General features: G+C 55.0%; 12 protein-coding genes. 3 read left to right on the top strand and 9 right to left on the bottom strand.

All coding sequences use genetic code 11. The features are described 5' to 3' along the window. Positions 1-32 precede the first annotated feature (32 nt). Together AC2T28_RS09390 and AC2T28_RS09385 are read right to left on the bottom strand one after the other, a co-directional pair. Positions 33-1,046 (bottom strand): hypothetical protein, encoded by a 1,014-nt coding sequence (locus AC2T28_RS09390; protein WP_486748712.1) that lies wholly within the window; start codon positions 1,044-1,046, stop codon positions 33-35. Between the two features lie 81 nt (positions 1,047-1,127). Further along, complete coding sequence (locus AC2T28_RS09385) at positions 1,128-2,756, bottom strand: AMP-binding protein (RefSeq protein ID WP_486748711.1); 1,629 nt, start codon at positions 2,754-2,756, stop codon at positions 1,128-1,130. A 253-nt stretch (positions 2,757-3,009) separates the two neighbouring features. Between AC2T28_RS09385 and speB the strand changes: the two genes are divergently transcribed. The 3 genes from speB to AC2T28_RS09370 all read left to right on the top strand — a co-directional run bounded on the left by speB (position 3,010) and on the right by AC2T28_RS09370 (position 5,603). Further along, positions 3,010-3,984: an agmatinase gene (gene speB, locus AC2T28_RS09380; RefSeq protein ID WP_486748710.1), complete on the top strand. Its 975-nt coding sequence runs from the start codon at positions 3,010-3,012 to the stop codon at positions 3,982-3,984. A gap of 68 nt (positions 3,985-4,052) precedes the next feature. Next, positions 4,053-4,718 (top strand): sulfotransferase family 2 domain-containing protein, encoded by a 666-nt coding sequence (locus tag AC2T28_RS09375; protein WP_486748709.1) that lies wholly within the window; start codon positions 4,053-4,055, stop codon positions 4,716-4,718. 195 nt (positions 4,719-4,913) lie between these two features. Next, positions 4,914-5,603, top strand: a complete 690-nt coding sequence (locus AC2T28_RS09370) for a Hint domain-containing protein (RefSeq protein WP_486748708.1) — start codon at positions 4,914-4,916, stop codon at positions 5,601-5,603. A 77-nt stretch (positions 5,604-5,680) separates the two neighbouring features. Here AC2T28_RS09370 and AC2T28_RS09365 read toward each other — a convergent pair whose 3' ends face one another. The 7 genes from AC2T28_RS09365 to AC2T28_RS09335 are packed head-to-tail and all read right to left on the bottom strand — an operon-like array spanning position 5,681 to position 12,259. After that, entirely contained in the window at positions 5,681-7,879 is a 2,199-nt protein-coding gene (locus AC2T28_RS09365) for a 3-hydroxyacyl-CoA dehydrogenase NAD-binding domain-containing protein (protein WP_486748707.1), read from the bottom strand. Beyond that, positions 7,876-8,361, bottom strand: a complete 486-nt coding sequence (locus AC2T28_RS09360; RefSeq protein ID WP_486748706.1) for a cupin domain-containing protein — start codon at positions 8,359-8,361, stop codon at positions 7,876-7,878. The genes AC2T28_RS09365 and AC2T28_RS09360 overlap by 4 nt, the downstream gene beginning before the upstream one ends. Before the next feature lie 48 nt (positions 8,362-8,409). Next, complete coding sequence (gene ybiA / locus AC2T28_RS09355; RefSeq protein ID WP_486748705.1) at positions 8,410-8,946, bottom strand: riboflavin biosynthesis intermediates N-glycosidase; 537 nt, start codon at positions 8,944-8,946, stop codon at positions 8,410-8,412. A gap of 6 nt (positions 8,947-8,952) precedes the next feature. Further along, complete coding sequence (locus AC2T28_RS09350; protein ID WP_486748704.1) at positions 8,953-10,164, bottom strand: acetyl-CoA C-acetyltransferase; 1,212 nt, start codon at positions 10,162-10,164, stop codon at positions 8,953-8,955. A 10-nt stretch (positions 10,165-10,174) separates the two neighbouring features. After that, the gene (locus AC2T28_RS09345; RefSeq protein WP_486748703.1) at positions 10,175-10,807 is read right to left on the bottom strand and encodes a glutathione S-transferase family protein; all 633 of its coding nucleotides are present in this window, start codon (positions 10,805-10,807) and stop codon (positions 10,175-10,177) included. Between the two features lie 49 nt (positions 10,808-10,856). Beyond that, positions 10,857-12,011, bottom strand: coding sequence for an acyl-CoA dehydrogenase family protein (locus AC2T28_RS09340; RefSeq protein ID WP_486748702.1), 1,155 nt, complete (start codon positions 12,009-12,011; stop codon positions 10,857-10,859). 35 nt (positions 12,012-12,046) lie between these two features. Beyond that, positions 12,047-12,259, bottom strand: a complete 213-nt coding sequence (locus tag AC2T28_RS09335) for a hypothetical protein (RefSeq protein ID WP_486748701.1) — start codon at positions 12,257-12,259, stop codon at positions 12,047-12,049. Between the last annotated feature and the right edge of the window lie 4 nt (positions 12,260-12,263).

Below are 12,263 nucleotides of genomic sequence, written 5' to 3'. Positions count from 1 at the left end.
CAAAGCCCAGCTGATTTGCAAAGAGTGCCGCGCTAAGTGCCGCAAATATTTTGCAGTTGAACCCAATCGCGATCGTTTAAAACAGGTTCCAGACTGCGCCCCGCCATGGGGTCGGCTTCGATCAAGCCCAACACCTTTTCTCCGGAGACGTCTTGCGAATAGGCGTACGGGGTAGTGGGGATTGCTGCTTGGGCAAATATAGCCAGGATTTTGTCTTCAGGAACGTCCGGGCGTGGGGTGTTCACCACTGATTCTGCGTATTGATCAAGATTGTTGCGGTCCAGCTTCCCAGTTGTAAGGAGCCGGAACGTCGACAGCATTCCACCAGCATTTAGAACTTCTTCCAAAGAGTCACTGGCCTCGGCTCTGGCACGTTCCACCAAAACGGCACCGGCCGCGACCGCGGGATCTTCGTGATCTTCGATCAGCGAACTGCTCAGCAAAATGATGCCGCCGGGTAAGTGAAGACTTGGAGCCACACCTTCGCGCAAGATGACGATCTGCCGTGCGCCGGTCCGCTCGGCTAAGCGGGCAAGGATTGGGGCTGATTCCTGGGTTGAGCACGCCTGTCCGGACACTCTTTCGATGCGTCCCAGTAAGGCTTGGCCAATGGCCTTGCGTTTGATTTCGGGAACAACGCTAACCGTATGACGCATCATTGCGCCTGGTAGCCAGACAACCAGCAATGCGGCGACCAATCCCAGACCGCCAAGGACACTGACGGTGCGCAATCGTCCCGGATGGGCACGTGCACCTTCAATTGCGTTGCGAAGCTTGTCGATGGCGTCGAGCATCGCGGTTTCATCCTGGTCCAGCTCTAGTGTTTCACCCGGATCCCCATCCGGGTGGAAAATTGCGGGGAATTGTCCAGGGTTTAGGCGTTCCAATGCGGCCAGCGACCAATGTGCTAATGGCTGATCTTGCATGTTAGAAATGGTCAACGTGGCATCGCCAATGGAGACAACCACATCACGGCGTTGATCTTCGGGCTTCGCACGCCACAATCCCGCAGCCTCAAGCCGTTGGTATTCTTTCAGTGCCGTCATATGCCCGTTCGTGCCATTTCCTCAATCTTGGTTGACGCTAACACGGCAAAGCAAGGCCGGCAAATGCCTTTGCGCCCACGCCTAGATATCCTTGGCAAGCTTGCGCAGCTCGAACTTTTGGATTTTCCCGGTCGAGGTTTTGGGGAGTTCTTGGAAAACGATGTGTTTTGGAGCCTTGAACCCGGCCAGTGTTTGACGGCTAAAGGCAATCAGCCCACGTTCGTTTATGTCTGCTCCAGGCTTTAGTTCAACAAAAGCACAGGGGACTTCGCCCCATTTGTCGTCCGGTTTTGCTACCACCGCAGCCAGGTTAACGTCTGGGTGCTCCATCAAAACGCCTTCAACTTCGACAGAAGATATGTTCTCTCCGCCCGAGATAATGATGTCTTTGGCCCGGTCAGCGATCTGCACATAGCTGTCGGGGTGCTGCACCGCAATGTCGCCGGAATTGAAATACCCTCCAGCAAAGGCTTCTGCCGTTGCCTCTGGGTTCTTCAGGTATCCTTTCATGACCGAATTGCCACGAATGGCAATCTCGCCCTGGCTAACACCATCCATTGGCACCGGAGTGTGATTACTATCGCGCACCACCACGTGTTCCATCATTGGCATGGCAACGCCTTGCCGTGCTTTGATGGCGGCTACGCCAGATTTTTCCAGTTCATCCCAGTCACCACCTTTCCAGTAGCATTCGGTGATGTGACCATAGGTTTCAGTCAGCCCATAAACTTGCGTGACGTTGAACCCCAGATCCTCGATCTTGGCCAATGTGGCTGGGGCAGGGGGCGCACCTGCGGTAAAGACTTCCACCTTGTGGTCAAAGTCCCGCCGGTCCTCGTCAGCTGCGTTGACGATCATGTTCAACACAATGGGGGCCCCGCCGAAATGAGTGACGCCTTCGTCATGGATGGCGTTGTAAACGGCCTGCGCGGTGACATCTCGGCAGCATACCAATGTTCCACCAATCAGCGGCATCATCCAGGTGTGGTTCCAGCCATTACAGTGAAACAGTGGAACAATGGTCAGATAAACCGGATGCAGCACCATGCGCCACGACACCACTGTCCCCATGGTCATGAGATAAGCACCACGGTGATGATAGACGACCCCCTTGGGACGGCCTGTAGTGCCCGAGGTGTAGTTGAGTGCCAAGCTCTCCCATTCGTCGTCGGGCGTGATCCAGTCAAAATCCGGTTCGCCTCCGCTGAGGAGGTCCTCATAACTCTTGTACCGGCCGCTGGCAGGCCAACCGGCATGCTCATCGGCAACCTCGATTAGGGTCGGGGCCGGGCCTTGCATCTCTGCTATTGCGGATTCGGCGAGCGCGATGAACTGGGGATCGACCAACACCACCTTGGCGCCGCCATGGTCAAAAATATAAGCCACTGTTGAGACATCAAGCCGCGTGTTGATAGTATTCAGCACCGCACCACAGGCGGGCACACCAAAATGGGCTTCGGCTTGGGCAGGCAGGTTTGGGATGAGTGTCGCAACAACATCGCCGGATTTCACGCCCATCTGCACAAGCCCCGAGGCCAGCTGGCTGCACCGTTGGTAGTATTCCCCATAGGTTTTGCGATGGGGGCCATAGCTGACAGCAAGATGATCCTTGAATACAGTTGCCGCGCGCCGAAGATGTGACAGCGGCGTAAGCGCCACATGGTTTGCCGCAGTCTTCTCCAGCCCTGCCTCGTCAGCCATCCAACCCATAGCAATCCTCCGCTTAGTCCATTGTGTTTGAGTAACCAGAAGATACTGCGCAATCTTATTTCACTTGGGAAGGGGTAGAGTGATTTCATTACGCTTTGAAACACTTGTGTGAGACCATGGGTTCCAAGACCGCACCTGAAAAGTCTACTTTCTGGGGTACCCACGCAGAAATTGACAATCAGTTTGGGCTGCATACTACTCCTTTAAAACGCTTGAACGCTCTTTATTAATTAGACTTGGGGAGAAGAAGAATATGTCAGATCACGGTTATGCATCCGGCCGCCTGAACCTGCCTTTTGTCGGCATCTCAACCTTTGCCAAAAAAGAGTATGTCTCGGATTGGGACAGGATTGACGCTGACGTGGCAATCCTTGGGGCACCTTATGATTTTGGCTGTCAGTTTCGCCCTGGGGCGCGTTTTGGTCCGCGTGCGGTGCGCGAGGCCTCGACCCTGTTCAGCTTTGGTCATGCCGGGGCCTATGATCACGAGGACGACGCAACCTATCTGGGCAGCGATGTACGGATTGTTGACATCGGTGATGCAGATATCATTCACACCAAAACCCAAGAAAGCCACGCCAACATTGAGTATGGGGTCAAAAAGATCTTGGATGCAGGCGCGCTGCCTGTGACCATTGGTGGTGATCATTCCATCAACATTCCCTGCATCAACGCCTTTGCCGAGAACTGCGCTGAACAGGGCCCGATCCACGTGGTCCAGATCGATGCGCATCTGGATTTTGTAGATGAACGTCACGGCGTAACAGTGGGGCACGGAAACCCGATGCGCCGGGCGATTGAAAAAGACTATGTCTCGGGGATGACACAGCTTGGCATTCGCAATGTGTCGTCGACTGCCAAAGAGGGCTATGACGACGCCCGCGCCCGAGGCTCTGACATCCTGTCAGTTCGGCAAGTACGTGAGCTGGGAACCGAAGGGGTTCTGGACAGGATCCCACAAGGGGCCCGGTACTATGTGACCATCGATATCGATGCTTTTTGCCCATCCATCGCTGCAGGTACAGGAACCCCCAGCCATGGTGGCTTCATGTATTACGATGTGTTGGAAATCTTACAGGGACTGAGCGCGCGTGGCGATGTGGTGGGTATAGATCTAGTCGAAGTCGCACCGGCCTATGATCCAACCGAAAGCACACAGGTCCTGGCAGCCCAATTGCTGTTGAACTTCTTAGGGTTCATTTTTCATAACAAAGTGCCAGCCGAGTGATCCCGGCTGTGTCAGGTGGTTGTAAAGCCGTGGTTTCCTTTTTTGAACCAATGGCATAGCCTTCGAATATGATCCTCTCTCTTGGCCGTTCTTATGTTTTTATTCACATCCCGAAAACGGGAGGGACGGCCTTGGCTTTGGCGCTTGAAGACCGGGCCATGGCCGATGACATCATGCTGGGCGACACACCCAAATCATCGCGCAGACGACATCGGGTCAAAGATATCACCACCCGCGGACGCAAGTGGAAGCATTCCACAATGGCTGACATCGAAGGGTTGATTCCCGGTGACCAACTGCGAGGCCTGTTTGCCTTTACCTTGGTGCGTAATCCATGGGATCGGGCTGTAAGTTATTATCACTGGCTAATAGACCAGAGCTTTGAACATCCGTCGGTCGATTTGGCCAAGCATCTGAATTTTACCGACTTTGTCTGTCATCCCCAAACGATGGCATCCTTTAGGACCTCAACAGCCTCTTCATATATGCGTCATGCCGATGGGAGTGAACAATGCCAGCTATTTATCCGGCTCGAACACTTCGAAGTTGATGCCCAACCGTTGTTTGATCACTTGGGGTTCGAGCTGAAATTACCGCTTAGCAATACCTCTGTTCGGTCACGCGACTGGCGGAAATACTATGATGATCAAAGCGCCGAGGCCGTGGCCCAAAGCTGCGCAGAAGATATCAAACGATTTGAATACTATTTTAACGATTCACCGTTACCCCTCTGATTAGAAGTTGAGCTGTTGTCATCCAAACGGGGCCCAATTCGTTGCTTTTGAATGCATTGAGCTTTGGATGCCGACAATGACTCCGAGATGCCTTTATTCGGCCCATTTACGGCCCGAAGTTCGGGCTTTTTGGATAGATGAAATTGCGCGCGCTTTTGCCATCGGGCAGGGCCGTCTTTTTAGAAGGAAAAGACGATGTTTGATTGGATCACCAAGCGTAGGGCACCAAGAGTGGCGTCTCGGTTGAGCAGTACTTATCAGATGATGCCAACTGGCCTGGGTGGATTTTTTGCAGGTACCCACGTCGCCTCAAACCTAGGCTGGCGCCCAGTTGAAGCGTTGAGTGTTGGCGACAGAGTTTTGACCTTTGATCATGGTATGCAGCTGATTACCGAGATGCACCGTGAAACGTTTTTGGTAACTGAAGGGGCAATGGATGCAGCTCATAGCCCTATGATGGTGCCAAAGGATGCATTGAACAATCGTGCACCTATGTGGGTCATGCCGGATCAAGGCATACTGTTGGAAAGCGACCTTGCCATTGATGCACAGGGTGATCCATTTGTGGTGGTGCCTGCCTGTACTTTGGAAGGGTATCGCGGCATCGAACGTGCACCAGTGGGTCAGCGGTTGGAAATCATTGTGCCGCGTTTTGCACGGGATGAGGTGATATATCTGGAAGCAGGACTGTTAGGTTTTAGCCCGACACGAAGCAATATTCTGGAAATGGCTGGTATCGAAGAGAGCCTGTATCGTGTGTTGCCGCCCAATGAAGCACGGGAATTGGTCAGCAACATCGTTGCTGAAGAAGAGTTTTGGTCAGGGGACATGACGCTGGGGGCAGCTACGCCTGATACGCAACAGTTCTCTTCGGCGCGCCATTAAACGGTCATCGTAAGATAAACTTGAGTAAACAAAAAGCCACTGCAGAATACCTGCAGTGGCTTCTTTCTTTTGTAAACTTACGCGGCCTGTTTGCTTGGATCAAACCGCCCGTAAAAGCTCTGACCCTTGGCTGCCATTTCACGCAACAATGGCGGGCAAGCAAAGCGTTCGCCAAACTTCGCTTCCAACGCATCGCAGCGTTCAGCGGCATAAGGCGTGCCCAGAATATCCAACCAACTCAGCGGCCCGCCAGACCAGGGCGCAAAGCCCCAGGCCAGAACGGCACCAACGTCACCTTCGCGGATGTCTTCCAACACACCTTCTTCCAGTGCTTTCACGGCTTCCAGAACTTGAGAGAACATCAACCGTTCTTGAACTTCGATCAGGTCGGGCTGATCTTCGGCCAGCGGGTACTTGTCGTGCACGCCCTTCCAATACTCAACACGCTTTCCTTTTTCGTCGTAGTCAAAGAAACCAGCGTTTGCTTTGCGGCCCAAACGGCCCTGTTCTTCGAGCCAGAAGATAAGATCATCCGCCGCACTTTCCGGGTAGGCATCGCCCATGGCTGCCTTGGTGGCGCGGGCAATTTTGGCCCCCAGATCAATCGAAGTTTCATCGGTCAATTGGACTGGGCCCACAGGAAAACCAAGCTGGCGTGCTGCGTTGTCGATCAATACAGGTGATACACCCTCGGTGATCATCCGCGCACCTTCGTTTACATAAGGGATGATGCAGCGGTTGCAGTAGAAGAACCGCGCGTCATTGACCACGATTGGTGTCTTGCGGATCTGACGCACATAGTCGAGCGCCTTGGCCACAGCACGATCACCGGTTTTCTCACCCTTGATGATTTCCACCAGGAACATCTTTTCAACAGGTGAGAAGAAGTGGATGCCAATGAACTGTTCAGGACGAACCGATGCCTCGGCCAAACCGGTGATCGGCAGGGTCGAGGTGTTAGAGGCAAAGATGCAATCCCCGGGAATGATCGCCTCAACCTTCTTGGTCATCTCGGCCTTGACTCCTGGGTCTTCGAACACCGCTTCGATGATCAAGTCACAGCCTTTCAGCTGCTCCAAGTCTGGCGTTGCGGTGATCCGCTCCAGCAGCGCCTCTTTCTTCTCGGGTGTGGCCTTGCCGCGCTTGATGCCCTTGTCCATGTAGGTCGCGGAATAGGCCTTGCCCTTGTCGGCGGCCTCTTGATCGCGGTCAACCAGTACCACTTCCATGCCTGCCTGCGCTGAAACCAGCGCAATTCCTGCGCCCATCATGCCTGCGCCCAAAACGCCAATCTTCTTGACCGACTGGTCCTCGACGCCCTCGGGACGGACCGCGCCTTTCTCCAAAGCCTGCTTGTTGATGAACAGGCTGCGGATCATTGCGGATGACGATGGGTTCATCAGAACATGGGTGAACCAGCGCGCCTCGATCTTCAGCGCATTGTCAAAATCAACCAGCGCGCCCTCATAGATAGCGCTCAGCAGAGCTTTAGCCGCAGGAAAGGCACCCTGTGTCTTACCATTGATCATGGCGCTGGCACCAACAAAGGTCATGAAGCCAGCAGGGTGATACGGGGCACCACCGGGCATTTTATAGCCCTTGGCGTCCCAGGGTTTAACGATGTCCACAGGCTTAGCATTCAGCACCCACTGACGAGCAGCCTCAAGCGGGTTGACATCAACCGCGTCGATCAACTTTGCACCCTTGGCCTTTTTCGGATCCAGCATCTTACCTTCCAGCAAGACCGGAGCCGCCGCCATCGCACCAACCATGCGCGAATAGCGGATGGTGCCGCCGCCGCCGGGGAAGATTCCTAGCATGATTTCCGGTAGGCCAATTTTGGATTTTGGATTGTCGGTCATCACCCGGTGATGACAGGCCAGCGCAATCTCGGTGCCAATGCCAGCGCAGGTGCCGTTGATAGCACAGGCCACCGGCTTGCCGCCCTTGTTGGTCTTGGGTTCCATCCCGGCGCGCTCTAGCTTGCGCAGAATACGGTGGCCGTTCATGGTGAAATCAAACAGGCCCTGGGCTGGCTCGTCGCCAGACTCTTCGCGGATGCTGGCAAGCACGTTCAGGTCCATGCCTCCGGCAAAGTCTTTCTTGCCGCTGGTGATCACCACGCCTTTGACAGCATCATCTGCCAGTGCGCGGTCGATGTAGTCCTCGACCAGACCAAAGGCCTTGCGGGTCAGCACATTCATGGACTTGCCAACGGCATCCCAGGTGATGATGGCCACGCCATCTGCGTCGACGTCATATGTAAAATCGGTCATGTCTCATCTCCGATCTGGTCAGCCGTCAATGGGCTGCCGTCCTTGCGGGTAAAGGCGTAACCGTCCGGGTCAACCTTCACCATCATGTCAATATCGCTGTAAAAAGCAGTTTCAGTTTCGGTGCGCGTACCCACCACCAAAAAAGCGGCGGGCGCATCTGTTTTATTCACCAAGTGGTGGCCATTGGCGTCGCCAGCGGGGAAGCTGGCACAATCACCGGGCAGCATCTCGTGTTCGCCGTCGTCATCGATCAGCGCCAGCTTGCCTTCGGTCATCATCAGGAACTCGTCCTGCTGCATATGGTAGTGGCGCAGCGACGACAGGCCGCCGGGTTCCAGCCGCACAATATTCACGCCGTATTGGGTGATGCCACTGGCATCGCCCAACCGTTGGCTACTGCGGCCTTTGACCTCGGCATCCAGCTTGCCGGGATAAACCGAGCCACTGCGAAACGGGATTTGGGAAAGATCTAGCTTTGGCATCAGATATTTCTCCAGCTCTTTGAAAGCGAGGGTGCCGTTTTTGTTAGGTTATTCATTAACTTCCTCCGTATTCGTTGGAGCACATGCGTGCGCCTCTTCCGGATAGGTCTTTGCGAGTTCGTCTCGAACCTGCATGAGGATTTGACCAAGCAGGTTTTGCCCTGGCCAAAGGTCAGGTGGTGTTTCCTCGGCGGCAGCCCTGTCCAAGCCAATACCCCAAATGGTGTCGACAGGGCTTGCCTCGACCAATTGTAGTGGGATTGTCTGAAACAACTTCCGCCGAAGCCCCTTGTTTTGCCCGTATTTCGACCTGTTGATTTCAGTAACGATCCGGGCCTTAGCTTCGTCCCATTGAGCTTCTTCAAATCCACGCACCCGTCGGCCAAGCGCTTTTTGACGCCCAGGTTCAGGCTCTGCAAGGATCTGCGCGGCAACGTCTTGATCACCAAACAGAATTGCTTTCTCATACATCATTGCTTGTTCAGCAGTTTCAAACTGCTGCCCGGCATGTTCAAATCCGCTACGTTGCCATTGGCTAAACGGGCCCGACCAAAAGAAATGATATTTTTTCGCGTGGTTGCTCATGGCTCTTTAGACGCGTTCAATGATTGTGGCGGCACCCATGCCGGATGCAATACACAGTGTGGCCAGACCCATTTCCTTGTCCTGACGTTCCAGCTCATCCAACAATGTGCCGATGATGATCGCTCCTGTTGCGCCCAGCGGGTGGCCCATGGCGATGGAACCGCCATTGACGTTTACAACTCCGGGATCAACGTCAAACGCCTGCTGGAAGCGCATCACGACAGAGGCAAAGGCCTCGTTGACCTCGAACAGGTCGATGTCACCGATCACCATGCCATTGTCGGCCAGGATCTTCTGGGTGACAGGAACCGGGCCAGTCAACATGATGGTCGGGTCGGTGCCGATCTTGCCGGTAGCCTTGATCTTGGCACGAGGGGTCAGGCCATATTCTTCGCCGAACTCTTTGTTGCCAATCAAAACAGCGGCTGCGCCATCGACGATTCCGGACGAGTTGCCCGCGTGGTGGATGTGATTGATCCGCTCCAGATGCGGGTATTTCATCATCGCGACCTTATCAAATCCGGGCATCTGCTCACCCATCATCTGGAACGCAGGGTTTAACGCGCCCAGTGACTGCATATCAGTCTGAGGCCGCATGTATTCATCGCGGTCCAGCATCGGTAACCCGTTCTGGTCGCGAACAGTAATGACAGACTTGTCAAAGCGGCCTTCTGCCCAGGCCTGCGATGCGCGCCGTTGGGATTCCACTGCCAATGCGTCGGCTTGTTCACGGGTGAAACCATACTCAGTCGCAATAATATCGGCCGAGATGCCCTGCGGCACAAAGTACTGATCCATCGCCAGTGTTGGATCCACGGCAATGGCCGCACCGTCCGAGCCCATCGCCACGCGGCCCATCATTTCAACGCCACCGGCGATATAGGCATTGCCTGCGCCGCCTTTGACCTGGTTTGCGGCCAGATTGACGGCCTCCATACCCGAGGCACAGAACCGGTTGATCGCTAAGCCGGGGATGCGTTCATCCAGATCGGATGCCAACACGGCCGAGCGCGCCAGACAGCCGCCCTGTTCCTTGACCTGGGTGACATTGCCCCAGATCACGTCCTCAACCGCGTGGCCGTCCAGATTGTTGCGTTCTTTGACCGCATTCAGGGTCAGCGCCGACAGGCGCAGCGAGGTCACTTCGTGCAGGCTGCCATCTTTGCGGCCTTTGCCACGCGGTGTGCGCAGCGCGTCATAGATATAAGCTTCGGTCATGATGCTCTCCTCAAACTCGGTCCGACGGGTTGCCGGGCATCAATTCATAAGGGTGTTTCCAGCCGGGCAGGGCGCTGATGCGGTTCAGCCAGGCGTCGATATTGGGGTAGTCCTTGCGGTCAAAGCCAAAGGGCTCTTCGTAGAACAGATAGCCGCAGCAGGTCAGATCCGCGTTGGTCAGGCTGTCGCCAACCATCCACTCGCGGCCCTCTAGGTGCATGTTTAACGTGGTGAACGCTGCCCGCAGGCGTCCCTTCATAAAGGCGATCACATCAGCCGGGCGTTTCTCTTCCGGTAGGAAGTTGATCAAAAAACGGGTCATTCCGATTTGGCTGGACAGTTTGTGGTTGTCCCACAGCACCCAGCGCAGAACTTCGTATTTGTCCTCTGGCGCGCCACCGAACTTGCCAGTCTTGTCGGTGATATACTGCTGGATGACACCAGACTGCGACAGGCGGACATCGCCGTCGATCATCACCGGGGCTTCAGCCATCACATTCAGGTCGCGGTATTCGCTGCTGCGATGAACGCCGCTGAAAAAGTCTACGAACACCGGTTCCCAATCCAAACCCGCCAGTTCCAGCGCCAATGCCGCCTTATAAGAATGGCCACTTTCGCCAAAGCAGTGCAGTTTAATGGTCATGGTCTTCTCCCAATTTATTCTTGTCACAGGTCCAGGACCTGCGTTGATGTCAGAGACTGCGTGAAATCAGCTCTTTCATGATCTCATTTGTGCCGCCATAGATCCGCTGCACCCGTGCATCAGTCCACATTTCAGCAACGGCGTATTCCTGCATAAAGCCATAACCGCCGTGCATTTGCAGGCATTCATCCAGCACTTCGCCCTGGGTGTCGGTGATCCAGTATTTCGCCATCGCGGCTTTCTCGACCGTCAGTTCACCGCGCAGATGGTCCGCCATGCATTCGTCAAAAAACGCTCGCGCAACCTTGGTTTTGGTCAGGCATTCCACCAGCTTGAACCGGGTGTTCTGGAACTGTGTCAGCGGCCCGCCAAAGGCCTCGCGCTCTTTGCAATAGGCGATGGTGCGTTCAACCGCGCCTTCCATTGCGCCGATGGCACCTGCTGCAATGATCAGCCGTTCCTGTGGCAACTGCTTCATCATCTGGTAGAACCCCTGGCCCTCGGTCTGGCCAAGGATGTTTTCAGGTGGGATTTCCACATTGTCAAAGAACAGCTCGGACGTATCGGCCGCATGCAGCCCAATTTTGTCGAGGTTGCGACCACGTTGAAACCCACTGGCCCCATCGGTTTCAACCACCACCAGCGACACACCTTTAGATCCAAGCGACGGATCGGTCTTGGCGGCCACAATGATCAGGTTAGCGTGCTGGCCATTGGTGATGAATGTTTTCTGCCCTGACAAGCGATAGGCGTTGCCTTCGCGGATGGCCTTGGTCTTGATGTTTTGAACATCCGATCCGGTTGATGGCTCAGTCATCGCCAGCGCACCAACGAACTCCCCAGATACCATCTTGGGCAACCAGCGCTGTTTTTGCTCTTCGCTGCCATAGGCAAGGATGTAGTGGGCGACGATGCCTGAATGGATGCCGTTGCCCCAGCTGGCCAAATTGGCGCGGCTGGCCTCAAGAAGGATGGCGGCCTCGTGACCAAAGTCCCCCCCCGCACCGCCGAACTCCTCGGGGATTGAGGGGCACAGCAGACCCAATTCACCGGCTTGGCCCCAAGTGTCGCGGTCCATCATGCCTTGGTCGCGCCACTTGTCATATAGTGGCATCCATTCGTTGGTGATGAACTGAGCGGTCATATCCGCCAGCATTTGGTGTTCGTCCGTCATCCAGGCAGATTGGGTGGTGCTAAATGTCATATCTCTCCCCTAGGCACGCTCGTTCCGGCGCTTATCTATCGTTTCCTGACGTCCAGATCGGCATTGAACAAGCGCAACCGATGAGGCAGATTTTCGGCGTCGGTGACACTGTCAAAATTTTCAAACAAAAACGACAGCGCCTCGCCTTCGTCCAGCCCAGCCTCAGTTGCAAAGCGTTTCAGGCGGCGATAGCCGTCTTCGGTCATGGCAACTGGAAAGCGTCGGGTCAGGCGAAATCGTTTAGGCATATCA

The organism is Parasedimentitalea nitratireducens (assembly GCF_057444295.1).
Note: the sequence above shows the minus strand (reverse complement) of the source record. Positions and strands in the feature narration are given on the sequence as shown.